Annotated in this window: 20 protein-coding genes and 2 pseudogenes; 10 read left to right on the top strand and 12 right to left on the bottom strand. The window is 64.0% G+C overall.

The features are described from left to right. Window positions 1-60 precede the first annotated feature (60 nt). Both NWF34_RS15150 and NWF34_RS15145 read right to left on the bottom strand, forming a co-directional pair. A complete protein-coding gene (locus tag NWF34_RS15150; RefSeq protein WP_024499123.1) occupies window positions 61-894 on the bottom strand; it encodes an aldo/keto reductase in 834 nt (277 codons plus the stop codon). Further along, window positions 891-1,750 (bottom strand): annotated as a pseudogene (locus tag NWF34_RS15145) (molybdopterin dinucleotide-binding region); the annotation flags it as partial. The pseudogene NWF34_RS15145 and the gene NWF34_RS15150, both read right to left, overlap by 4 nt. A gap of 280 nt (window positions 1,751-2,030) precedes the next feature. On the opposite strand from NWF34_RS15145, the gene NWF34_RS15140 reads away from it, so the two are divergent. Then, window positions 2,031-2,234: a cold-shock protein gene (locus tag NWF34_RS15140; protein ID WP_004020476.1), complete on the top strand. Its 204-nt coding sequence runs from the start codon at window positions 2,031-2,033 to the stop codon at window positions 2,232-2,234. A 157-nt stretch (window positions 2,235-2,391) separates the two neighbouring features. After that, window positions 2,392-3,159, top strand: coding sequence for an oxygenase MpaB family protein (locus tag NWF34_RS15135; protein ID WP_024499121.1), 768 nt, complete (start codon window positions 2,392-2,394; stop codon window positions 3,157-3,159). A gap of 25 nt (window positions 3,160-3,184) precedes the next feature. Here the strand turns inward: NWF34_RS15135 and NWF34_RS15130 are convergent, their stop codons facing one another. Next, a complete protein-coding gene (locus tag NWF34_RS15130; RefSeq protein WP_258325406.1) occupies window positions 3,185-3,826 on the bottom strand; it encodes a S1 family peptidase in 642 nt (213 codons plus the stop codon). Between the two features lie 242 nt (window positions 3,827-4,068). On the opposite strand from NWF34_RS15130, the gene NWF34_RS15125 reads away from it, so the two are divergent. From NWF34_RS15125 to NWF34_RS15110, 4 genes are all read left to right on the top strand, one after another. Then, entirely contained in the window at window positions 4,069-6,369 is a 2,301-nt protein-coding gene (locus NWF34_RS15125; RefSeq protein WP_258325424.1) for a glycerol-3-phosphate 1-O-acyltransferase, read from the top strand. Next, on the top strand, window positions 6,369-7,859 hold the full coding sequence (locus NWF34_RS15120) for an HAD-IB family hydrolase (protein ID WP_258325405.1): 1,491 nt from the start codon (window positions 6,369-6,371) through the stop codon (window positions 7,857-7,859). The genes NWF34_RS15125 and NWF34_RS15120 overlap by 1 nt, the downstream gene beginning before the upstream one ends. After that, window positions 7,856-9,310 (top strand): wax ester/triacylglycerol synthase domain-containing protein, encoded by a 1,455-nt coding sequence (locus NWF34_RS15115; protein WP_258325404.1) that lies wholly within the window; start codon window positions 7,856-7,858, stop codon window positions 9,308-9,310. Before NWF34_RS15120 ends, NWF34_RS15115 begins: the two co-directional genes overlap by 4 nt. Before the next feature lie 97 nt (window positions 9,311-9,407). Next, window positions 9,408-9,608: a hypothetical protein gene (locus tag NWF34_RS15110; RefSeq protein ID WP_159404709.1), complete on the top strand. Its 201-nt coding sequence runs from the start codon at window positions 9,408-9,410 to the stop codon at window positions 9,606-9,608. A gap of 96 nt (window positions 9,609-9,704) precedes the next feature. Here NWF34_RS15110 and NWF34_RS15105 read toward each other — a convergent pair whose 3' ends face one another. From NWF34_RS15105 to NWF34_RS15090, 4 genes are all read right to left on the bottom strand, one after another. Further along, window positions 9,705-10,331 carry an MAE_28990/MAE_18760 family HEPN-like nuclease gene (locus NWF34_RS15105; RefSeq protein WP_258325403.1) on the bottom strand — a complete coding sequence of 209 codons (627 nt, stop codon included), beginning with the start codon at window positions 10,329-10,331 and terminating at the stop codon, window positions 9,705-9,707. Further along, window positions 10,324-11,445 (bottom strand): DUF262 domain-containing protein, encoded by a 1,122-nt coding sequence (locus NWF34_RS15100; RefSeq protein WP_258325402.1) that lies wholly within the window; start codon window positions 11,443-11,445, stop codon window positions 10,324-10,326. The genes NWF34_RS15105 and NWF34_RS15100 overlap by 8 nt, the downstream gene beginning before the upstream one ends. A 386-nt stretch (window positions 11,446-11,831) precedes the next feature. After that, on the bottom strand, window positions 11,832-12,344 hold the full coding sequence (locus NWF34_RS15095; protein ID WP_258325401.1) for a hypothetical protein: 513 nt from the start codon (window positions 12,342-12,344) through the stop codon (window positions 11,832-11,834). Window positions 12,345-12,535: 191 nt separating this feature from the next. Next, complete coding sequence (locus NWF34_RS15090; protein ID WP_258325400.1) at window positions 12,536-12,919, bottom strand: hypothetical protein; 384 nt, start codon at window positions 12,917-12,919, stop codon at window positions 12,536-12,538. Window positions 12,920-13,144: 225 nt separating this feature from the next. Here NWF34_RS15090 and NWF34_RS15085 point away from each other — a divergent pair, with 225 nt between their 5' ends. From NWF34_RS15085 to NWF34_RS15070, 4 genes and pseudogenes are all read left to right on the top strand, one after another. Continuing rightward, entirely contained in the window at window positions 13,145-13,702 is a 558-nt protein-coding gene (locus NWF34_RS15085) for a TetR/AcrR family transcriptional regulator (protein WP_024499114.1), read from the top strand. Window positions 13,703-13,916: 214 nt separating this feature from the next. After that, window positions 13,917-14,882: a spirocyclase AveC family protein gene (locus NWF34_RS15080; RefSeq protein ID WP_258325399.1), complete on the top strand. Its 966-nt coding sequence runs from the start codon at window positions 13,917-13,919 to the stop codon at window positions 14,880-14,882. A 73-nt stretch (window positions 14,883-14,955) separates the two neighbouring features. Then, window positions 14,956-15,167, top strand: a pseudogene (locus NWF34_RS15075) (hypothetical protein); the annotation flags it as partial. A gap of 109 nt (window positions 15,168-15,276) precedes the next feature. Beyond that, window positions 15,277-15,465: a hypothetical protein gene (locus NWF34_RS15070; RefSeq protein WP_258325398.1), complete on the top strand. Its 189-nt coding sequence runs from the start codon at window positions 15,277-15,279 to the stop codon at window positions 15,463-15,465. 273 nt (window positions 15,466-15,738) lie between these two features. Here NWF34_RS15070 and NWF34_RS15065 read toward each other — a convergent pair whose 3' ends face one another. From NWF34_RS15065 to dnaB, 5 genes are all read right to left on the bottom strand, one after another. Beyond that, entirely contained in the window at window positions 15,739-17,049 is a 1,311-nt protein-coding gene (locus NWF34_RS15065) for a nitrate/nitrite transporter (RefSeq protein ID WP_375295675.1), read from the bottom strand. A 623-nt stretch (window positions 17,050-17,672) separates the two neighbouring features. Beyond that, the gene (locus NWF34_RS15055; RefSeq protein WP_198362481.1) at window positions 17,673-18,287 is read right to left on the bottom strand and encodes an RNA ligase family protein; all 615 of its coding nucleotides are present in this window, start codon (window positions 18,285-18,287) and stop codon (window positions 17,673-17,675) included. A gap of 56 nt (window positions 18,288-18,343) precedes the next feature. After that, window positions 18,344-18,853 carry a hypothetical protein gene (locus tag NWF34_RS15050; protein ID WP_024499109.1) on the bottom strand — a complete coding sequence of 170 codons (510 nt, stop codon included), beginning with the start codon at window positions 18,851-18,853 and terminating at the stop codon, window positions 18,344-18,346. Then, window positions 18,850-20,235: a DUF3696 domain-containing protein gene (locus tag NWF34_RS15045; protein ID WP_024499108.1), complete on the bottom strand. Its 1,386-nt coding sequence runs from the start codon at window positions 20,233-20,235 to the stop codon at window positions 18,850-18,852. Before NWF34_RS15045 ends, NWF34_RS15050 begins: the two co-directional genes overlap by 4 nt. 229 nt (window positions 20,236-20,464) lie before the next feature. After that, the gene (gene dnaB / locus NWF34_RS15040) at window positions 20,465-22,708 is read right to left on the bottom strand and encodes a replicative DNA helicase (RefSeq protein ID WP_024499107.1); all 2,244 of its coding nucleotides are present in this window, start codon (window positions 22,706-22,708) and stop codon (window positions 20,465-20,467) included. Between the last annotated feature and the right edge of the window lie 533 nt (window positions 22,709-23,241).

Raw genomic sequence — 23,241 nt, 5'->3', positions numbered from 1 at the left:
AATGGGTTTCGCTCAACGATACCCATTGCTGACCGCTTGCCCTGACGAGGGGCGCGACGGTCACTCCGGCACGTAGTTGAACGTATCCGGATCGGGACCGATACGGGCATCGGCGTTGAGGGCGTCGATGGCCGAGACCTCGTCTTCGGACAGCTCGAAGTCGAAGAGCGCGAAGTTCTCCTCGACGCGGGAGCGCGTCACCGACTTGGGGAAGACGATGTCGCCGCGCTGGATGTGCCACCGCAACGTGACCTGGGCGGCCGAGCGTCCCTTGGCCTCCGCGATCTTCGCGATGACCGGGTCGTCGACGACCTTGCCCTGCGCGATCGGCGACCACGCCTCGGTGGCGATGCCGTGCTCGAAGTTGAAGACACGCAACGGGTTCTGCGACAGATATGGATGCACCTCGATCTGGTTCACCGCAGGAACCACGTCGGCCTCGTCGAACAGACGCTGCAGGTGCGCCTGCTGGAAGTTCGAGACGCCGATGGCACGGGCCTTGCCGTCGGCGTAGGCCTTCTCCAGAGCCTTCCACGTCTGGACGTAGTCGCCCACCTCCGGCAGCGGCCAGTGGATCAGGAACAGATCCACCTGGTCGATCCCGAGATCGGCGTTCGTCTTGTCGAGCGCCTTGAGCGCGTCGTCGAAGTCGTGGAATCCGTTGTTCAGCTTGCTGGTGATGAAGACTTCGTCACGGGAGAGGCCGGAATCGCGCAGCGCTTCACCGACGCCCTTCTCGTTGCCGTACATCTCGGCGGTGTCGATGTGGCGGTAGCCGACCTCGAAGGCCGTCAGCGTTGCTGCCCGCGTGTCCTCCGGCGGAACCTGGAAGACGCCGAAGCCCAACTGCGGAATGGTGATGCCGTTGTTGAGTGTGATGTTCGGGACTGTCATACGCGATCTGTCCTTTCGTTGCGGCGAGACGAGGGCGTACCTCGGCACCGGGTCGCCGATGATGGCGCAACCGAGCCCGAGGGATGCACGACCGTGTTCGGTTCAAGGCACGCCCGGACCGGGGATATTCCTGCACATGGCCTGACCTGCTGAGCAAGCCTCGAGCTGCTCGGTCTGCGATGACGGATCGACGACCCAGGTGCGTGGCGACTTCTGTTCGATTGCCGGTCAGATCGGACCGCCCTGGAGGCGGGGGTGTTCGAGTCGATGGCGACGTGGTCGAGAGGCACGAGCGCGGCGTTGATGACGAGCACGCGCCGTCCACCGTCCACGCACCGATACCTGTCGGACAGTCCGCAGATCGTGGTGTTGTACTGGTCGTGGCTGCGCATGGTCTGAAGGACCGGTCGTCCTTCGGGGACCGGTACCCACTGCAGCTCGTTCACCGCGAACCGCGCTTTGCCGCTTGCGGTTTCGAACCGGTGCTCATCACGGGGTGCGGGGAGGACGAACCCGTCGGGTTGCCGTACCCGAGCGTTGAAGTCGGGTTTCAGGCCAGGTGGACCACCGACATCGAATGCTCGACGGGGACCAGCTGGCGCTGCCCTTTCCGCACGTCTCGGTCCGTGCGGTCCAGCGACGGCAGGACGAGCGCGGCGCGCCCGTCTCGTATGCCCCGGATCGAGTCGACGGCGTCGAGTCCGTGACGGCGGGGTGAGCGGATGCCGAACTCGGTGTCGAGCGCATCGAGGAAGGCGTCCGGCATCTTCTCCCAGATAGCCACCGTCCGGTCGCCCTGCACGTTGGAGTGCCCGCGCACGGGACACACGCCGGGCGAACTGTGCTGCACCTTCCCCGGATGCAGCGCGGCGGCCCGGCAGATCGACCTCGACCACACCCGGCCGTTCGACCATCAGTAACCCCCGACGCGCCGAACACTGGTGGAACCAAGCCAACCCACCACCGTCATCCGTTTGCCGAAGCAGACGGACTGACGCGACCCGCAAAACCGCCATTGTGCACCTGTTTTGTGAAAATTCGCACCCACCGTTTCCCAGGACACATTTTCTGTGCCACACTTGTCGAGCGGTCATCAGTTTTGGTGGCTGCTGAACTGAAGAAAGAAGTACAGCAGTATGGCACAGGGAACCGTCAAGTGGTTCAACGGCGAAAAGGGCTTCGGCTTCATCGCACCCGACGACCAGGGCGCAGATGTCTTCGTCCACTACTCCTCCATCACCGGTAGCGGCTTCCGCAACCTCGAGGAGAACCAGCGCGTCGAATTCGACGTCGAGCAGGGAGCCAAGGGCCCCCAGGCAACCAACGTCAGCGCGCTCTAAGCACACCTGACTTCACGAAGCGCCTCATCCGACTCCGGTCAGATGGGGCGTTTCGTCGTTTCCGGGACATGATCACCACCGCCGTCGATGGCGCTCCCGATATCTGATAACCTCCGTTTCCAGATTTGGGGGATGTGCCGGACGAAGGATGGCGATCATGACACTCGACGAACACTCGCTTCTGTGGCGCTATGCCGGTGACCGCCGATTCGTGATGTCGATCTGCCGCGCGGTGTCGTTGCAGATGCTCCATCCCTCGATCGCATCCGCCACCCACGAGTTCTCGATGGTCTCCAACCGCGTGTTCATCCACAAGAAGCGGACCGCGCCATGCATCGTCAGGTCCGCCTACGAAGACGACTTCGACGCCGTACGCTTGATCCGCTACAGCCACGACCACTTTCACGGCCACCGACCTGATGGGCAGAGGTATCACGCACTCAACCCCGACGTCTTCTTCTTCGAGCATGCCACCTATGTCGACGCCCTGTTCACCTGTGTGGACGTGTTCTTCGGCGGACTCGGAGCCGACGACCGCGAGAAGCTGTATGCCGAGACCTGCGAATGGTACGGGCGCCTCGGCATCTCGGCGCGCGCGATGCCGGCGACGCTGCACGAGTTCGACGAGTACTTCGACGACGCTCTCGCCACTCAGCTGGACCCCGACCCCGGCATGGGCTGGTACCGCACACAGCTCCTCCGCCCGGACTACTGGCTGTTTCGCAACCTCCCCTCCGGGGCGGTCCGTGCGATCCAACATCCAGTGGCGGCAACGCATCTCGGGATAACCGTATCGGCGGCCGATCGGCGGTCGCTGGCGCGCACCGCGACGATCCTCTCAGCTGTGGATGCCGTCGCACCAGCGCGGAACATCTGGCCCGTCGAGGTCCGCGAGAAGGTCCTCGCCGCGCGGCGGACCCGCTGAGAGCACCTGGGATCTGCGTCTTCTCCTACCGCAGCGCGCGCGGCAACCGTGACACGGGGACGACGACGGTTCCCTCGATGGTTGCGGACGACAGTATTCCGACGACCTGCCCACGACTGTTCCGAACACCAGCACCACTGTCTCCCGACTCCGACCGAAGACTCGTCTGAATCGAATACGAGTCGTGGCTCGTCAGGAACGGCGGCGTGAGTGAGACGCCGTGCGAAGTGCGCAGCACCTCGGCTGGGTCGGTGACCTTGCCCGTTCCATAGCCCGTGGTGATCCCCGACTTCCAGACCAGTTGACCCCGGTGGAACTTCGCATCCCAGTTCACCGCGTCGATCCGGGCGGACACACGCGGCGCCAGGCGGATCACCGCGATGTCGAGTTGTCGCGCGATGCGGTTGGCGGTGATCGTCCCGATTCGGTGTCCCTTCTGGTCGTACACCGGCCTACCGACGTCGCCGCAGTGCCCCGCGGTCAGCGCCTTCGTTCGAGAGATCACCGCGCCGAGAGTGCAACTGTTCGCTGTGACCAGGGTGTCGTCGATGCTGACCGCCATCCCCGACGTCACGGTGAGCACCGCGGCATCCGCCACGACAGCGGGCGCTGCGAACAGCGCCGTCGATGCCCCCAACGCCAACAACACGCGCGACCGAATCCCCATGTTTCCCTCCCCAGGCAGCGTGAACAGCCTAACCGTGCCGGCGACGGGCGGCGCGACCCCGTCGCGACTGCTGCCGCCGCCTGCCGCGGTCGCCGAAACCCGCACCGCCCGATGTAGGCCACGTCACAATGAGGTATGCGGCCGGTTCGCCCGGCGGCTATCCCCTGTGGGGACGACGGGACGTGCGAGACACCGGGGCAGGAAGCAAACCGGCGCGGTGTCGATGATGAGACGTGAGGGTGATGCAGATGTCCGATCCCGTTCTGGTCCTGACGAAGGCCCGCACGTCGTGCGAGATGCGAGCGGTCACCGATTGGGCGGCGAAGGCCTACCCGGATGCCGAGATCCGTCAAGGTGCCGACGTCGACTTCGATGCACTCTCGCCCAGCACGCTGCTCGTACCCGTCCGGCCGGTCTGGCTGCCTGCGGTCCGCCAGGGTGAGCGGCGGGTCACGCTCGGCGACGTGCTGGTGCTGTCGAATCCCCGGCGCCCCCTCGGACTCATGCAGCCCATCATCCGCAGGCGCCGTCCGGACGCCCTGCGCGTGGTGGCGGGGGAACCGGCCACGATCGCCGAACTTCGCGAACGGCAAGCTCGCGACCAGGCCGAGGGCGAGCCTTTCGACCAGTTCGTCCGACTCCAGGCATCGGTGTCGGCCGAACGCGCGGAACGTCAGATCGTCGGCGACCGATACAAGGTCCCCCGGCTGGTGGCCGAACAGATCAGCAGCTCGGCGCGGTTCCAGAGCGGGGCGGCCAAGCTCGCCGCCGAACTGGGCCGACCGACCGATGCGGTGGTCTCCGAGGCAATCGACAAGCTCTCGGGTTTCGTCGCCACCCAGAGCAGGCTGATGGACGACATCTTCTCCGCGACGTTCAACAGGCTCCACGAACGCGCGTGGAACGTCACGGTCGACGTCGACACCCTGAACTCGCTACGGACGCTGAACAAGTCGACCGGCCTGATCTTCCTGCCCTCTCACCGTTCCTACGTCGACCCATTGGTGCTGGCGAAGGTTCTGCGTAACAACGACTTTCCACCGAATCTCGTACTCGGGGGCAACAACTTGTCGTTCTGGCCGGTGGGACCGATCGCCCGTCGCGCGGGGATGATCTTCATCCGCCGCAAGTTCGGTTCGGACCCGGTCTACAAATTCGCGATGCGGTCCTATCTGGCCTACATCATCGAGAAGCGGTTCAACCTGGAGTGGTACATCGAGGGTGGTCGCAGCCGAACGGGAAAGCTGCGCAAGCCGATGCTCGGGCTCCTGAACTACGTCGTCGACGCGGTGGGGCAGCTCGACGGCGTCGATGTGTCGATCGTGCCGACGTCGATCGTCTACGACCAGCTGCAGGAGGTCGGCGCGATTGCCGCGGAGGACGCGGGCGGGGTCAAGAAACCCGAGGGCGTCGGCTGGCTGCTGCGCTATGCCAAGGCGCAGCGCAGCTACCTCGGCGACGCGCGAGTCCGTTTCGGCACACCGATCTCGCTGCGGGAGGCGCTGGACGAAGCGGGTGAAGGGCCGGCACGTCTGGAGAAGGTCGCCTTCCGTGTGATGGACGAGATCAACGCGGCCACGCCGATCACGGCGACCTCCCTGGTCGGCTTCGCAGCACTCGGCGCACGGGATCGCGCGTACACCCTCCCCGAGATCGAGGCCGTACTCGCTCCCCTGCTCGACTACATCGAACGTCGCGGACTGCCCGGCCCCGATCCCGCGCTGTGCCGCGGCGTCGGGCTCGTGCGAACTCTGCGAGTGCTGGCCGGGAACGGCGTGGTGACCTGTTACGACGGTGGTTCCGAACAGGTCTGGTCGGTGGTTCCCGAGAATCGGGCCGTCGCCGCCTACTACCGCAACGGCGCGCTGCACCATTTCGTCGACCGCGCGATCGTCGAGATGGGGTTGCTCGCACTGGCCGAGGGCGAGGTGAAGGCCGGGAGCACGCCGATTCGGAGCAACCACGTCGGTTCCCCGCCGGCTCCGGATGAGAATCTTCTGACCGCGGCCCAGCGCGAGGCCCTCCGTATCCGGGATCTCCTCAAGTTCGAGTTCTTCTTCCCGCCCAAGACCGAGTTCCTCCATCGCCTCGGTATCGAACTCGATCTCCTGGCTCCCGGCTGGCGTGCGGTCACCCCCAGCCAGGAATGGACCTACGAGGTGCTGCACGGTCACACCGGAGCACTTCTCGCGCGGCGCACGCTGCAACCGTTCTTCGACGCCCAGCTGGTGGTCGCGACCAAGCTGGTGGAGCTGGGCAACACCGCCGAGGAGAAGGATGCCCTGATCGCCGACTGCCTGGGTCTCGGACGGCAACTGGCACTGCAGGCCGTTCTTCGTAGCAAGGACTCGGTGTCCAAGGATCTCTACGACGGGGCCTACCGCCTCGCCGACAACCGCGGTCTGATCCACGGCGAGGAGGTCGTGGATCTGCGGGCCGCCCGCCAGGACTGGCTCGACGAGGTCGAACTGATGCGGGATCGCCTGGCGCGTATCGCGGCGATCGAGGACCTACAGCCGGTCGGCGTGCGGGAGGAGGAGTGATGAGCGCCTTCACCGATCGCATGCGGGCGATCCGTTCCGCGCCGACGGGGAAGAAGGTCGCCGCGCTCTTCGACTACGACGGCACGCTGATCGAGGGTTTCTCCGCTGCCGCGATCATGCGGGCGCGGTTGCGCAGTATGGAGTTCGGGTTCGGGGAACTCGCCGACTTCCTGTTGATCGGTCTGCGCGGCGTCGTGTCGGAGCAGGACTACGCCGAGGTTCTCGCGGCCACGAGACCGACGTTCGCGGGTAAGACATATGCGGAGCTGATCGCCTTCGGCGAGCACCTCTTCAAGTACGAGACCGCGGCCAAGCTACGTCCCCAGATGTGGCAGATCTTGCGTGCCCATCGGGAGATGGGGCACACCATCGTGATCGCGTCGTCGGCCACGCGATTCCAGATCGAGCCGATCGCCCGCGAGATCGGAGCGGACTTCGCGCTCGCCACCGACGTGGAGGTCGTCGACGGCGTGGTCACCGGAAACGTCAAGGGACGTCCGCTGTGGGGACCGGGCAAGGCGGCGGCTGTCCGAGAGTTGGCGCGCGCGAACGGCATCGATCTCGACGCGTCCTTTGCCTACAGCGACGGCAACGAAGACATCCCCTACCTCGAGTCCGTGGGAAATCCGGCGGCCGTATCGCCGCGCCGAATCCTGCGCGCCGAGGCGGAGTCCCGCGGTTGGCCGATCATCGATCTGAAGAACCCCACGTACAACCGCTTCGGGATGCTGGCCCGGACCGGTGCGTTCTACGCGTCGTTCGTCGGCGCGGCCGCCGTGGGCGCGGCCGCGGGGGTGGTACGCCGCGATCCGCACGCCCTCGTCAAAGCGCTCCCCACCGGTAACGACGTCGGATTGTCCTTGGCCGGCGTTCATGTCCAGGTGCTCGACGGTGGCGAATACCTGTTCTCGGACCGGCCGTGCGTCTTCCTGTTCAATCACCAGTCGAAGCTGGACCTCCCGGTCATGATCAACCTGGTCCGGTCGGATGCGACCGGCGTGGCCAAGAAGGAGGTGCAGCGGGTACCGGTCCTCGGCGAGATCCTGCGCCAGGCGGGACTGGTCTTCATCGACCGCACCAACCGGGGCAAGGCCATCGAACAACTGGCACCGGCCGTGAAGGCACTGCGCGATGACGGCATGTCGCTGATCGTCGCGCCGGAGGGCACCCGGTCACCGACCCCGCGGATCGGGAGATTCAAGAAGGGTCCGTTCCACATCGCCATGCAGGCCGGCGTGCCGATCGTCCCGGTGGTGTTGCGCAACACCGGTGAATTGATGTGGCGCGGTGCGCAACTCATCAGACCGGGGACCGTCGAGGTGATGGTCCTGCCACCCGTCGACACCAGCGAGTGGACCGCCGACGAGATCGGTACCCGCGCCGAGGAGGTGCGGCAGATGTATATCACGGCACTCGCCGACTGGCCGCTGGAGTCGTTCGTCGACGACTCGGTGGAGTCGCTGCGCAGACAACCGGAGGAAGACCGATGAGCGACGACCCCGATCTGGCAGAGGGCCTGGACCGGCCCCTCGACTGGGCAAGCGACCCCCACATGAGTTCGGTGGACACCATCATGTGGCGCGGTGACACCGACCGTCGTATGCGCGGCACGATCTGCATGCTGGAGATCTACGACTGCGACCCGGACTGGGATCGCCTGGTCGCCGCCCACGAGTGGGCGAGTCGGATGGCTCCGCGCTTCCGCCAGCGGGTCGTCGACTCCCCCTTCGGCACCGGAACACCCAGTTGGGCGGTCGATCCCGACTTCGACCTGCACTACCACCTGCGTCGGATCCGGCTGGGCGGCGACGGCAGCATGCGAGAACTGCTGACCACCTGCGAACAGCTCGCGATGACCGCACTCGACGCCGCCCGTCCGCCGTGGGAGGGCACGCTGATCGAGGGTTTGCCCGACGGCAAGGCCGCGTACTTCCTGAAGGCGCACCATGCACTCACCGACGGTCTGGGCGCGATCATCGGCCTGGCACAACTGCATTCGCCGACGCGTGAACACAATCCGAGGAAGCCGCAGCCCCCGAGCCCCGACCCGGTGAACATCACGCCGCTCGATCTGCTCCAACGGCAGATCGCCGAGGAGGTCCGACGGGTCCCGCATCGCATCGACACCACCTTCCGCGGCATACGCGCGCTGGCGAATCCGCGTCAGGCGCTGAGCACCGCTCTGCGCTATGGCCGTTCGGTCCCGAGGGTCGCCGGTCTGGTGAGCCCGCCCGGATCACCGCTGTTGGCTCACCGCAGTCTGTCGTGGCGGTTCAGCGCCTTCGAGGTGCCGTTTCCGGACTTGAAGGCGGCCGCGACCGCTGCCCGATCGTCGGTCAACGACGTCTACCTCGCCGGACTCATCGGCGGGTTCCGGCTCTACCACGAGAAGATGGGTTCACCTGTGGACACGATGCCGGTGGCGATTCCCATCTCGGTGCGGCGTCCCGAAGATCCCGCGGGCGGAAACCGGATCGCGGTGGGCCGCCTGGCCGCGCCGGTCGGTATCGCCGACCCCTTCGAGCGCGTGCTCACCATCCGCGAGCAGGTGCGTCAGGCCCGTCATGAACCGGCGGTCGACATCTTCAACACCCTCGGATCGGTGATGGCGTGGCTACCCGGCACGGTTCTCATGCGCTTCAGTGGCACGACGAGCCAGAACGACCTGCAGGCCAGCAACGTCCCCGGAATCCCCTGGGACACCTACGTCGCCGGTGCGAAGGTCGAGCGCATGTTCCCGTTCGGCCCGCTCCCGGGCTGCGCCATGATGGCCACCATGATCACCCACAACGGAATCGCCTGCCTCGGAATCAACTCCGACGGTGCCGCGGTGACGGATCAGGAACTCTTCGCCGACTGCCTGGTCGCCGGATTCGGCGAGGTGCTCGCACTGGCGGCGGACGACGACGCGGTGCCCGGGGAACTGAAGCGCGTGGTGTGAGACTCCAACTCACAGACCTCATTTCGACGTTGCGACTTCGATCGAGGTCGCAACGTCGAAATGAGCTCTGGCAGTGTGGCGACGATGGGGCGCGCTGATGAACACGGTGATGCTGATCCTCGTCCTCGCCACCGGGGTGATCGCATCGGCGTGCGCGATCATGGCGGCCTTCATCTACCTGCGCCGAGGGCGCGATCCGCTGACCGCCGATCGCGGTGCCCGCCGATGGCTGGTCGCCACCGCGATCTTCGGGATCAGCGCCATCGTGCTGCGGTTCGTGTGGTTGTTGATGCTCTGAATGTTCCTGATTCAAGCCCCGGAAGCAGCCCTCAATCAGTCGACATCGCACCCAATGCGGGGGTTTGTTGGTGACGCGATGTTAGCTTGGCAGGCTTCAGATGTGGGCTACCATCGCGGCTTGGAAAGTATCGGCCACGATGGTCATAACATTTCCGGTCAGCTCGATATGCGACTCCACATCGAGCGCCTCAAGGTTTGGCGAATTGCCGTGCGCAACAGCATGACGCCAACCCACCAGCTCGTGCTGAATTCTATTCCGATGTCGCAGCAGCGACGAGGTGTCAAACCCAAGAATCAAGAAATTCTCGGTCAGCTTATCCCAATCTAGGTTGGAGCGCGACTTGACCGACTTCCGATCAAAAGCGTCAAACTTCGCGGTCAAGGTCGTACGAAGGCTAGTAACAAACTCGCGTCGGGCAGCCCTAGAATGATTCCGACTCCGCAACACTTCGAAGTGTCGATCGAGTGAACCCACCATCATCTCCCAAGCAACATCCGTCACAGTCTTGTCCGACGCACGCAAAAAATCGCAGTAGTTGTCAACGCACTCGTTGTAGAAGCCTTCCCAGTGTGAATAGCAGAGAACAACGATCGCTTTCGAACGAACACCGAATGGATCCGCGACGCCAGACCACGTACCAAGGAGCAACTTAGTGTCAGAAAGCTCGCGCACTCGACGCGAACGCGAAGCGTCAATAGCGCCGAAGTAGTCGTCAATCATCGGCATTTTGCGACGGGTCGAACCACTTCTCGCCAAAGGGAACACTCTTCTGAATTCTTGTTGTTCCCCGCGTGCCGGCGCTACTAAGTTCCCTCACTATTCCTTGTCTCCAGAATTCAGCGATCCGCGACTCAATAAAACTGTTCGGATTCGGCTTCTTTAGGATCTTCTCCTTGTTCTTCGCAATTCCTACCGCGACAACCTCAAGGGCGCGGAGGGTGAATCTGCGGTTGATTCCTTCGATCTTTTCACTAGGCGACTCGGGTGGGAGTAGGCTTCCGGACCCGATTGCATAGAGCGTCGAGATCACCCACCTGGCTGTATCAATCGCGGCTTCCTGATCGCCTTTTTCAATAACAGTAATTATTCCGCTGCTCAGGTACTCTTCGATATCCATGGAGGGGTCAAACTCGATAAAAGTATGCACAATAAGCCTGACCAAATATTCAAGATCACGTTGCTTCTTATGCTGGTCAGGCGTAACAGCAAACAGCTCTTCGAAGTCTGATGAGCTCGACAGATCCTTCAGCTCCTGAGTGAAGCTGTGGTCAGCAAGCACCATCGAACAGGTACGAACTTCTTGCTCATTCGCATACGCCCCGCCGCGGTTGAGCCGCTGGAACAGATCGTACTTTGTCTTTGGGTCGCTCGGATGCTTTAGTATCTCAAAGTCGAGGCGTGCACGTCGAAAGAACAACTGTAGCGACTTATCCAGCTCAACTTCTTCGTCGGCTTCCGTCCGCCACACCACACTGCTGAGGCTAGGCAGATACTTGGTAGCTGCGAGCGTGCTCCTCCTTCTGACCGTCGGATCGTCGGGATCGCGAAGCACTCCCATAAATTCCAGAATTGTAGATATTCGCTGGAGTCCGTCGACTAGCTCCCAGCCACCATCTTCGTTTTCGAATACGAATATTGGAGGAACAGGAATTCCTATTAATATGGATTCGACAAAGTTGGACTTCTTCTCTTGACTCCATCGATGAAGGCGTTGAAATTCCGGCAGGATATTCAGCTCTTCTTCGGAATACATTGTGGCAACTTCACCAATGGTGATCTGGACGCGATCTGTATTCACAGCTCGTTTTGCACGATCAACTTCAGCCTTGAGCATGGGGACCTCCTTGAGTCTCGACAGCGATCTAACCACTACCTCCACGCGTCTTGGTCCGATGGGCACTCCCTGCGCCGCCGGATGCAAGTCGGCGTCGTCTTACCACGCCCGTCCGCCTCACCACCGCTTTTGTCCGGGCCGGTCGACAGCACCGCGTGATTACGCTCTGGCGACCAACTGCTCCAGCAACGGCCTCTTGACGTCGGACATGAGCCGCGTCCCCTCGCGAAGGTTGCACCGCGCTGGGTAGCCGACTAATCGGATGCCATCGTCACCGCTTTCATCGTCGCCAAGACTGCTCCTTCTCGTTATCGTGCGGCGCGATCCATAGGACGGTTTAACTCGCCTGGACGCACATACCAGCCACGATGCCACGCACACTCATATCACCGCCCTGCCCGCCGACGGCGGAGGCGGTGGTAGTTGTGCCCGCGTAGCACGTCAGCGCACCGGAAGTACGGCTCCTCTTGCACCCAGTTGAACCCACGACTCCGTAGCGTCAACGCGTCGTGGTCCATACGGTGCGCGACGATCGAGGTCGGAGTTGCGTCGAGCTCGCCGGACAGCACCAGAGTGTCGTCGTCGGGGCGCTCGATGACCAGCGAGGCTAGCGGCTGTTGCATCTGCAGTGTCTCGTCGGCGATGTCGGCCGGCACCGGCACCAGCGCACCGTCCATCATCTGCAAGGTCGTCGCTCCGCCGGTGTCGAAAACGATTCGTTGCCAGCGCTTCTCGTCGGTCGTGAGCGGGGGAAGCAGAGTTCCGTCCACGCGGAAGTCCTCCACCGACCAGATGCCGTACAGTTCCGGTTTCGGTGCCCCGGCACCGTATTCCTGGTACCCGGTCCAGCTGATCTGAGCTGCTCCGATTGCAACCCAGACGCCCAGCACCACCTGCATTCCCGCAGCCCACCTGTTGAAACTGGCACGCCTGAACAGTGCAGTCGGTGTCAGCGGCTTCACTGCTTGTCCGAATACAAACAGCTCCAGCAGGTCCGCACATGCGGCGCCAACAGGATGAGCGAGAGGACCACCAGGTGGAAGGACAGGATCTTGACCGGGACGTCGAAGGGCATGTTGAGGATGAACACCTAGACCATTGCGATGAGACTGATGATCGCCCCGAGTGTGGCCGTCCGGGTCCAGAACAACAGGAGGCCACCGAGTACCTCGACACTGCCGAGCAGCATCTCGTAGACCGGCGAACTCCCGACCTGTAGCCACAGCACCGACGCCGGGCTGAAGTCCCCGAACGGTTCGAGCAGTACCGTGAGCGGAGGCGGACCCATCTGCGACGGGATGAGCTTCGCGAAACCGTAGAACAGCATCTGTCCCCCGAGTGCGAGCCGCAGGAACAGCGCCGTCCAGGTCCACAGCCGTGCGTAGTCGGGACGGCGACGATCCAGAATCGACCACAGCGCGGCGACGACAAGGGCGACCACCACCATGAGGAACAGGTAGATCCAGATCGCCATCTGGTCCCCGCTCTCGGAATTCACATCGAGGATCGCGTCGACACCGAAGACGTTGCGGCCCAGCCACTCCAGGGCGGGCCCGAGCGCTTTCAGCTGCCACAGATCGCGCTGAAGAGACCGAGTCCCCCCTGCTTTCGGGCGGCCTCACCTCCGGGGTGACTCGGGGTTGACCACGACCTCGGATATGACGGATAGCATGGCGCCCATGGCAAACCGAGGGCACCCGTGACCGACTCCGCATCCCGTCGACTGTCGGCCGGCGATTATTTCGATGAGGCGATGCGGGTGCTGGAGGACTCCGGCTTCCCCGCACTGACCGCCGCCGGATTGTGTGAGCGTCTCGGCGCCACCCGCGGCTCTTTCTACCACCACTTCAAGAACTTCGACGACTTCGTGGCCAAGTTCTTGGACTACTGGGAAGAGCGCTACAGCCGCGACCTGATCGCGCGGCCCGAAGCGCCCGATCTGTGGTCACAGATCGACGAGCAGGCCAACCTGGCGATCGGGTTGCCACATGCGGCCGAGGCGGCGTTGCGCGCCTGGGCCACCGTGGAGCCACGGGTGGCGACAGCGCAGCGTCGAGTGGATGAACTGCGCCGACAGGGACTGGCAGCGTCGCTGCAACGCCACGGCATACCGGAGACACAGGCCGCGGCGTTCGCCGCCATCGCGATCGCCGCCCTGGCGGGGATCCAGGTAACCCGGCAGCCGCTCGATCAGAGCGAGATGCGCGCAATGTATTCAGAGCTCGCACGAGCACTCCGCCAAGGCGGCCCCTCCTAAAAGCCGGTTGGGGCATTGACGCAAAGAGCTAACTGAATGTACCGTCGCTCCCAACATACAGGTGTGTATGTTCCGCTCGCTCCGTGAGCGGCAGCCGCCAGGAGGGACCGGCCGATCCATGACTACGAAGGATTCCCCCGATACCGTTGAAGACCGGACAGAACTGCCGTTCGGCGGTCGGCTCGGCCGTGTGGGCCCAGACTCGCCTGCTGTCGTGTGGCTCGCCAGGCTCGGCGCGGTCTTCCTCGTTCTGGAGCTCTACATCTTCGGCCGGTGGGTGACGTCGGACAGCTTCCAACGCGTCATGCCCGGTACCGACGACGGCACCAACATGGTGTGGATCTACTTCTGGGACGGGCTGAGCATCGTCGGCAGCATCGTGTTCGTCACGTGGATCGTGCGAAAACGCATCCGCGACGGCGAGCTTCCGCCGGTGGCGATCGTGGCGATGGCGTGGATGCTCACTGCCTGGCAGGACCCGCTGGTCAACGCTCTTCGTCCGGTCTACTCCTACAACTCGCACTTCCCCAACTTCGGCACCTGGGCTGAGTTCATCCCGGGTTGGGTCGACAACGGCGGCGTGAATCCCCAGCCCATCTTCTGGTGGGTCGGGATCTATCTGTTCTTCGTGCCGCTGAACATGATGGGAGTCGACGCGTACCTGAAATGGGTGCGCAGGCACGTTCCCCGGATCAATCGAGCCGGACTGATCGCCTTCGTGATGGTGCTGATGTTCGCCCAGGACGTCATCGGCGAGCTGATCACACTCCTGCAAGGCGTGGACCGCTACGTGTGGGTCGGCGGCAGCATCTCACTCTTCCCGGGTACCGATTACCAGTTCCCGCTGTACGAGGGACTCGTATGGGGTTGCGGCATGGTCGGATTGAGCGCGTTGATCTACTGCTTCCGAGACTGGCGCGGACGCATGATCACCGACCGCGGCCTCGATCGACTCAAGATTCGCAGGGGACGTACATTCCTCCGCGTGCTCTCGCTCGGCGCCGTGTTCAACATCGCGATGCTGGTCTTCTTCCTCGGGTACAACGTGGTCAACCAGCACGCCGACACCACCCAGCCCACCGTGCCGAGTTACATCGAGAACGACATGTGCGGGCTCGGCGACAACCCCAAGTGCGTCCCGTTCTGGTCGACCACGACGCCGGCCGAGCCATCGCGCTGAGGCGCCGGGTACGGCGCGTCAGCGTAGGTTCTCACGTTCAGCTGCACATGGCCGCGTCTGACAGTCGACTATCCGGCTGTTCCCGTTCGGCCCGCTCCCCGGCTGCGCAATGATGGCCACGATGATCACGCACAACGGAACCGCCTGCCTCGGAATCAATTCCGACGGTGCCGCGGTGACAGATCAGGAGTTGTTCGCCGACTGCCTGGTCGCCGGCTTCGGCGAGGTGCCGGCACTGGCCGCCGATACGACCAGACCCCCGGGGAGTTGAAGCGAGTGGTGTGAGGCGCCAACCGGTACACCTCATTTCGACGATGCGACTTCGATCGAGGTCGCATCGTCGAAGCGACGTCTGGGTGTGTGACGACGATGGGCCGAGCTCGTGAATGCGGTGATGTTGACGCTGGTCCTCGCGACCGGAGTGATCGCGTCGGTGTGCGCACTCATGGCTGCCTACACCTACCTGCGCCGAGGACGCGATCCGTCGGCAGCCGCTCGTGGTGCCCGCCGGTGGTTGGTCGGCGTCGCGATCTTCGGGATCAGTGCCGTCGTGCTGCGGTTCGTGTGGGTACTGCTGAGTTGAAGTGGGTACAGGCCATTCGGACTCGTTCGACTGGTCCGACGATTCGACCGTCCACTCCCCGACGACGAGCTCGACGCCTGGGGAACCGATACCAGCTCGCCTGGGACCATCCGACCCGTTCGACCGCATGATCGTCGCCCAAGCCACCCGCCGCGGGCTGACCATCGCCACCGGCGATGACACCATCCGGAGCGGAACGACGGTCCCCGTCATCGACACTCGCCGGCGACCGTGACGACGATGTTCGCGCCCGGGCATCATGCCCAATCCGCCTCACCGGCGTCCCGGAACCGGGCGGCCGGACTGGCGTGACCACTGCTCGGGGTCGTCGCGCAACAAGCGTGCACGTCCTTTACGGCGGTAGCGCCAGATCTGTGCCGCGCCGAGTCCCCAGAGCAGGAACTGGGCGGCCATCGCCCAGGTGAAGGCTTCGGCGGGATAACCTTCGACGCCATCCGGGGTGCGCCAGTCGAGGATGAGACCGATCAGACCCGCGGTGACGAGGGTGGCCACAAAGCCGGCCTGATTGATGATCCCGGTGGCGGTACTGGTGCGCGAAGCCGGGTTGGATGTGCGGCCGAGATCGAAGCCGACCATCGACGCGGGACCGCCCATCCCGCAGACCACCACCAAGACGACGAGGACCCAGAAGGGTGCCTGACCCGGCCACGCCAGCACCACTGCCCAGGCGGTCGCGATGCTCGCGATCACCAGCAGAACCAACGTCGACCGGTGCCACGGCGAGCGGGTGATCAGCCACGCGAACACCGGCCCGAAGCCCATGATGGCCAACACCATGATCGTGAGCAGGAGCCCGGCCGCGCCGGCGCTCAGGTCCTGGCCCTCCACGAAGAAGGGATAGCCCCACAGGAGACCGAGGACGTTGGTGCTGAACGGAGTGGAGAAATGCATCCAGAAGCCCAGACGAGTGCCGGGATGAGACCACGACTCACCCAGGCTCTGCCGGATACCCGCCAATCCGAGCATCGGTCCCGACACCGAGCGGGCCTCCGCAGAATCTCGGACCACCAGCAGGGTGGCCAGCAGCAACACCACGCCGAGCCCCGCGGTGGCGATATACGCGCGGGTCCATCCCCAGCCGGACAACGCCCACGTCATCGGGATCGCTGCCGCCACAGCGCCCAGCTGACCGAGCACCCCGGTGAGCTGCGTCATCAACGGTATTCGACGGACCGGGAACCAGCTGGTGACCAATCGCAGGACACACACGAAGGTCATCGCGTCGCCGATCCCGACGAAGAACCGGGACGACAGAGCCCACGGATAGGTGTCGGCGAAGGCGAAGCTGAACTGCGCTACCGTGAGAATTAGTGTGCCGGTAAGCAATACACGACGCGGCCCGAACCGATCGACCAGAAGTCCCACCGGAACCTGCATCAGGGCATAGACCAGCAGCTGCAACACGACGAAGGTCGACAGCTGCGACGCGGTGATGTCGAAGCGTTCCGCCGCCAGCAAACCGGCCACAGCGAGCGAGGACCGCTGCAGGACCGCGACGAAGTAGACCGTGAGACCCACCAGCCAAATGGCCATCGCCTGGGTCGAGCGCGAGGGTGCGGTCATCGTCGGGGGCCGGAGACCGATCGGGCGGACAAGAATCCTTCGTTCACCTAACCCATTGTCGGGGGTAGGCCCATAGCGCCGTCCAGAGACCTACGCGCGTCCGGTTTCGACGCACACTGACCGGGCGTCGACCGGAAGACATCGTTTCGACGCCGCGACCTCAATCGAAGTCGCGCGACCGAGATGACGTCGAGCAGTCACGCGTCGGATGACCGCCGCCTACGTGCCCGATCCACTCGTTCCGTTGTCACGACTTCGATGGCGGCGACAGAGTTCCTGAACTGCTTACCCAGGACGCGGGAGCCCACGGCTCCGAGCACGCCCGCGAGGAGCCGGCCCTTGAGGTTCTTCCCGACCTGGTCCGAAGTCGGTGAGTCCTGCAAGAAACTGCTCGGGCGTCACGGTGGTCGTCTCGTGCATGTGGCTCGTGGTCACGGCATGTACCTCGACAAGTTGGAGATCCGCCCCGTCCATCGGCGCACTACCCCCGCGCCATGTCCACGAACCGGTTGGGATGCAACTGGTGCGCGACGGCGTTCGTCGCGCACTGTCAGCGACGAGCACTGCAGCACCAGATGGCCATTGCGTAAGTCGAGCGCGATGGTGCTGCCATCGTCGGAGACCTACCCCGAGGACCGAAGGCGGTTCATTGTGTGCTGCTCGGTCATCCAGTGCCGATCGATCTGCTGTACGAAGTCCGGACGGACGAGCTTCGCACGCCGCTGCGGCCCGGTGGAGGCCGCAGAGCGAGCGACAACACCCTCCATCTGCTCATGCCCCACCCGGCTCCGCTGTATCAACCCCGTCAATGTGTCCAAGGTGAAGTCTCCGACAGCGAGGAACGGGACGGTGAACAGGCCGACCTCGTCGGCAAAGGCATCGCGCATCTCTGGGTCCCAGAATCGTCCGGCCGTCTTCTCGTAGACGTCGAATATCAGAAACCAGTCGGGCAGTTGGTCATAGCTGACGCTGTGCGTGATCGCGCACCACTCGCCGAAGAGGACGAGTTCGGTGCCGAGCGCGCTGGCGAGTCGTCGTCGACGAGGCTCGATCCAGGTGGACAGTCCGCGGAAGTGGCGGCCGCCGGGCTGGACATAGCTGCCGCGCGCCTGAAACAGCAAACCGTCTTCGCCGCCCGAGATACCGAGATTCTGTCCGTCGATCTTCTCTTCGACGTGCAACGGACCGGACAGAAACTCGTCCCGCTCTGCTTCGTCCAGCACCTTGTCGTCGCGCACGTCGACACCCCGCGGCCGGACGAGGTACGGGGTCGACGGGAATCGCACGAAGTCGGTCACGGCGCGTCGCACCCGAACTTCGCACGGTAGGCGGCGCGGATCGACGGTTCGTGGACGTACTCGACACGCACACCGTGGCGACTCAGCACCTCGCCCCAGTTGAGCCATTTGGTGTCAGTGGCCTGCAGGACGGGGACACCGGCGACTTTCGCCGCCGCGACCAACTTGCGGTCCGACGGGTCGATCTCGGCATCGTCACCACCGAGCACCGCGTAGCTGTTCGGCGTGGTCGTATCGGGTTCGATGTCTGGTCGCACCGCTTCGTCCCAGCTGTGGCGATTGTCGTAGACGTACTTGGCGAAAGCATCACCCAAGGTGGGTTGTCCACCGCGACTGAGCTGGTGGAAGTACTCTTCGATGATTTCGCCGAGTTCATCGGTGACAACAGGAAGCCCGTTCTCGATGATCTCCTCGAGAATCTCCTCGCACGCCTCGACGAGTGCGATCGGCCGGTCGTCGGGAAACTTGACGACGAGCGGCACGTTGGTGTCGATCACTTTGCTCATGTGGACCGGCCTTGGCGTCGACGTCGAGCACTTCGTGACTGGGCGACCAGATCTGCCGCGGGGTCGCCGAAGAAGTTCGCGGGCCAGTTCCGCACGTTCCCGTACTCGTCGACGTCGAGCGCCTCGATGGTCGACCCCCGTTCGTCGAAGTTCACGGTGTAGCACCGCACATCGGCAGCGTCGACTTCTCCCTCGGCGATCCGACGGAGGAGACGCCGCAACAGGTGTTCGGAGTGGGATTCGACGATGAACTGCGTGCTGCGCGGCTTCCCGTTCTCACGAGCCGATGTCGCAGCGAGGAACAGGTCCGCGAGCCCGGCCTGCACGGATGGGTGAAGGTGGATCTCCGGTTGCTCCACGACAACCGTCGAACCGGGGGCGGAGTAGAACGCCTCCACGAGCACCGGAAGCACCTGCGAGACGCCGAACCCGACATCGGTGAGCAGAACTTCCCGACTACTGCCCGGCGTCGTCACTCGAACCTCGTACTCGTCACGACCGGCTCCGATCGGAGTCACCGCGAAGCTCTCGATCACCCCCAGCGTTCTCAGCCACTCGGCGACCAGTACTTGAAGGTGCTTCGTCTCCTGCTCGGGGTCGAAGTTGTACCGCCGGGACTGGCCGGCCAACAATGCATCGACCGTGTACTCACCGCTCCAGCCAACGTGGCTGACCTCTTCTCCGGACCATCGATACGTCCGACGGGGTTGTTTCCGCAACGGCCCGAGGTAGTTGACCGCCAACAACTGCTCCTCGAGCGCCAGCGTGAGATCTGCGGCGAAGTCGAGGAACTGATAACGAGTCGGTAGGTCATCGGGGAACGCATGGAAGTGGGAGGGAGCCGACACCGGCCACTGTCGTCCGAGGGTCCTGACCAGTTCGATGCCTTCGGCATGAACGGAGTAGTCTCCGCTGCCGGCGTCACGCGCACTTCCCAGCGACAACGTGTCGCCGGAGTCGCTCGAGGTGAGGCGATACTCGTAGCTGTCGACGTGCAAACGCGGTGGTGTCTCAGAAGTTGCACTGATCGCCGCACGAAATCCCATGTCGGTGCCATGGAATCTGGTTCGACTGTGTTCGTGATCCACGGTCAGCGGACGATCACGCCGCCAATCGAACTCAAAGGCCAAGGGCGCCTCGATGTTTCCGTTGCGCAGCACACTCGCGTACGCACCGAGATCGACGGGTGTCCGGTCGTCCCCGGTGTGGAGGACCCGTCGGCGGTCCGGCGATTCGACTGTCTGCTGAAGCATGAGCAGGAACTGGTGCAGGCTCGACTTCCCCGACGAGTTGGCTCCGAACAGCACGGTCAACGGGGCCAGCTCGATGTCGCCCGTGTCCTCCCATGCCTTGAAGTTCTTCAGCCGTAATCGGGTGAACACGCCATTCCCTTCCTTCGCGAGCACTCTGCGTTCAGCGCAGTCACCTCCGCGGCCGCCCATCGCCGTGGAGAGTGCCGGCCAGCTCTCGAGAGAGTCGGTGAACCTCCGAGTTGCGGTGAGCAGAGTACCAATTCTGGACGCCTTGTTCGTCCAGGCAGCGGCTTTCTCTGGCTGCGGGTGTGGCCGAACCGCGTCGCCTTCGCTTCGCTCTACTTCGGCAGTCGCCGCGTCAACCCCGCGCCATGTCCACGAACCGGCTGAGATGCAGCTGGTGCGCGACGGTGATCGTGGCGGTCGGGCCGTTACGGTGCTTACCGACGATGATGTCGGCCTCACCGGCGCGCGGGTCGTCGCGCTCGATCGAGTCGGGGCGGTGCAGCAGGATGACCATGTCGGCGTCCTGCTCCAGTGAGCCGGACTCACGAAGGTCCGAGACCTGCGGCTTCTTGTCGGTACGTTGCTCGGGACCACGGTTCAGCTGACTGATCGCGATCACCGGAACCTCGAGTTCCTTCGCCAGTAGCTTGAGCTGACGGGAGAACTCCGAGACCTCTTGCTGACGCGACTCGACCTTCTTACCCGAGGTCATCAGCTGCATGTAGTCCACCGCAACGACTTTCAGATCGTGACGCTGCTTGAGACGACGCGCCTTGGCGCGGATCTCCATCATCGTCAGGTTCGGCGAGTCGTCGATGAAGAACGGCGCATCCGAGATCTCGCCCATACGACGAGCCAACCGGGTCCAGTCGTCGTCGCTCATGGTGCCGGCACGCATGTCGGCCAGCTTGACCTTCGCCTCCGCCGACAGCAGACGCATGACGATCTCGGTTTTACTCATTTCCAGCGAGAACATGGCTGCGGTGAGGCCGTGTCCGATCGCCGCGGACCGCAGGAAGTCCATGGCCAGCGTGGAGTTGTGTGTGGGGACCATCGCCTCGCCGGCGAGGTAGAGGTGTTCGTCGTTGTCGACCTCGACGCAGCGCACCGGCACCGAGTCGACCGGCCGCACCGCGACGACGCGGCGAACACCGGCATTACGACGAAGTTCCTTGTGCCGCAATGCCTTGTGGTGGACGGTGAAGACATCCTCATCGGCGTCGACGCGCAACCAGCCCGTCGCCGAACGCTTGTAGTTGAAGCCCAGACCGGCAACGAGATCGGCCACGACCCCGGTCATGTGCCGGGTCGCGGCGGGCACGGTGATCCACCCGTCGTCGTCGACGGTGGCACGCGCGTCGAGGAGGCCGGCCAACAGCGCGCGACGCTGAGCGATCGACCCGCGCAGGTACTCGTAGGGGATGCGACCACCCAGGTCGGCCATCAACGTCATGACGTCGACGGGACCTTCCGCGTCGATACGCATGCTGATCTCGGGATCGTCGAACGCCATTCCCGCGAGCGCGGCGACGGTGTACGGCCCATAGGCAAAACGCTTGCGCGGCAACTCGAGTGGCGCGGTGTTGCGGATGACGGCACATCCGACGTGGGCGCGCAGACCCGCCGTGGTGACGACCTGACGCTCGCCGTCGATCTCGGCCGCCCACTGATGCTGCTCGTCGGCGACCAGCACGGCACCGTCGTTGAATTCGACCTCGTAGCAGGGACGCTCGGTCATGACGTCGGTCGCCGCAACCACCGTCGTCGGCCGGCCGTGGGCGTCGAGTAGCTGGTCGCCGACCCCGACCTTGCCCATCGTCGTCCAGCCGGTGGGCGTGGGCAGCGGGGTGTCGAGGGCGAGCGCCTTGCCGACGCCCGGTCGTGCGGCGACGATGATCATCTGGCCCGGATGCAGACCGTTGGTGAGCTTGTCGAAGTCCGCGAAGCCGGTCGGGACACCCAGCGAGATACCGCCGCGCGAGGCGATCGAGTCGATCTCGTCCATCGTCGGCTGCAGGAGCTCTTCGAGCGGGAGGTAATCCTCGGCCTGGCGGCGTTCGGTGACCTCGTACACCTCGGCCTGTGCGCGGTCGACGACCTCGGCCACGTCCTGGCCGTCGTTGCCCGCGTAGCCGTACTGCACGATGCGGGTACCGGCCGTCACCAGACGACGCAGGATGGCCTTCTCGGCCACGATCTCGGCGTAGTAGCCGGCATTGGCCGCGGTGGGCACCGTCGAGATCAGGGTGTGCAGATACGGGGCGCCGCCGATGCGCTTGAGTTCGCCCGACCGCTCCAGTTCGGCGGCAACGGTGACCGCGTCAGCCGGTTCACCCTTGCTGTAGAGGCTGAGGATCGCCTCGAACACGGCTTGATGCGCCGGCCGGTAGAAGTCGGCCGTTCGGATCTTCTCGACGACGTCGGCGACTGCGTCCTTGGACAGCAACATGCCGCCGAGTACCGACTGCTCGGCGGCGAGGTCCTGCGGGGGTTGGCGACCGAAGTCCTCGGTGGGGAGAGCGTCATCACCCCGACCCCTGTCCTGGTCGCGGTCTCCGGCGGCGGGACCGCGCCCGCGGTCATCCACAACAGCCACGCGTGTCTAACCTCTCGCAACGCTCGATCCATTCGCCCGGGGCGGATGGGTACGACCTCTGTGGTGTCGGCCCCGGTAGGCCACCTCGCGAGTCCCCGGTGTCGACGTCATGCCCTGTCACTTGATGCTTTGTCCGTCTCCATTCCTATCGGCTCGCTCCGACAAAGAGTGCTGTCGTGCGCGCGAGACGGGACCGAGACCTGAGCCGAGACATTAAGACCTCGACGCCGCCGACTCAAACCGGACTGTTAGCAAATCTGGGGAGGACTTGTGGACGAGGTGTGAGTGATCGGGGGAGCGATTGTGCAGCCGTTGTGGACAACCTGAGGAATTAGGGTGTGAACAACCCTGTTTGACCAGGTCAGCGGGCTGATTAATTTCCACAATCACGAAACTGAAAATCCTTCGGTACTCTTCGGCGCGTCGTCGTGCGGGCGTGTTGCGACCCACTGTTCAACTACGTGTGGCAAACAATTCGGTGAATTTCCCAGGTGATCTGCGTAACAGGTCCGCATACCTCCGATCAGTCGCCC

Source organism: Gordonia sp. GONU (genome assembly GCF_024733855.1).
Classification (GTDB): domain Bacteria; phylum Actinomycetota; class Actinomycetes; order Mycobacteriales; family Mycobacteriaceae; genus Gordonia; species Gordonia amicalis.
This window is presented reverse-complemented; position numbering and strand designations above follow the sequence as displayed.

What these genes read in the sequence shown, in the direction of transcription:
- NWF34_RS15150 (WP_024499123.1), bottom strand. Translation starts at nt 894, where the DNA reads ATGACAGTCCCGAACATCACACTCAACAACGGCATCACCATTCCGCAG.
- NWF34_RS15140 (WP_004020476.1), top strand. Translation starts at nt 2,031, where the DNA reads ATGGCACAGGGAACCGTCAAGTGGTTCAACGGCGAAAAGGGCTTCGGC.
- NWF34_RS15135 (WP_024499121.1), top strand. Translation starts at nt 2,392, where the DNA reads ATGACACTCGACGAACACTCGCTTCTGTGGCGCTATGCCGGTGACCGC.
- NWF34_RS15130 (WP_258325406.1), bottom strand. Translation starts at nt 3,826, where the DNA reads ATGGGGATTCGGTCGCGCGTGTTGTTGGCGTTGGGGGCATCGACGGCG.
- NWF34_RS15125 (WP_258325424.1), top strand. Translation starts at nt 4,069, where the DNA reads ATGCAGATGTCCGATCCCGTTCTGGTCCTGACGAAGGCCCGCACGTCG.
- NWF34_RS15120 (WP_258325405.1), top strand. Translation starts at nt 6,369, where the DNA reads ATGAGCGCCTTCACCGATCGCATGCGGGCGATCCGTTCCGCGCCGACG.
- NWF34_RS15115 (WP_258325404.1), top strand. Translation starts at nt 7,856, where the DNA reads ATGAGCGACGACCCCGATCTGGCAGAGGGCCTGGACCGGCCCCTCGAC.
- NWF34_RS15110 (WP_159404709.1), top strand. Translation starts at nt 9,408, where the DNA reads ATGAACACGGTGATGCTGATCCTCGTCCTCGCCACCGGGGTGATCGCA.
- NWF34_RS15105 (WP_258325403.1), bottom strand. Translation starts at nt 10,331, where the DNA reads ATGATTGACGACTACTTCGGCGCTATTGACGCTTCGCGTTCGCGTCGA.
- NWF34_RS15100 (WP_258325402.1), bottom strand. Translation starts at nt 11,445, where the DNA reads ATGCTCAAGGCTGAAGTTGATCGTGCAAAACGAGCTGTGAATACAGAT.
- NWF34_RS15095 (WP_258325401.1), bottom strand. Translation starts at nt 12,344, where the DNA reads ATGCAGGTGGTGCTGGGCGTCTGGGTTGCAATCGGAGCAGCTCAGATC.
- NWF34_RS15090 (WP_258325400.1), bottom strand. Translation starts at nt 12,919, where the DNA reads ATGGCGATCTGGATCTACCTGTTCCTCATGGTGGTGGTCGCCCTTGTC.
- NWF34_RS15070 (WP_258325398.1), top strand. Translation starts at nt 15,277, where the DNA reads ATGTTGACGCTGGTCCTCGCGACCGGAGTGATCGCGTCGGTGTGCGCA.
- NWF34_RS15065 (WP_375295675.1), bottom strand. Translation starts at nt 17,049, where the DNA reads ATGACCGCACCCTCGCGCTCGACCCAGGCGATGGCCATTTGGCTGGTG.
- NWF34_RS15050 (WP_024499109.1), bottom strand. Translation starts at nt 18,853, where the DNA reads ATGAGCAAAGTGATCGACACCAACGTGCCGCTCGTCGTCAAGTTTCCC.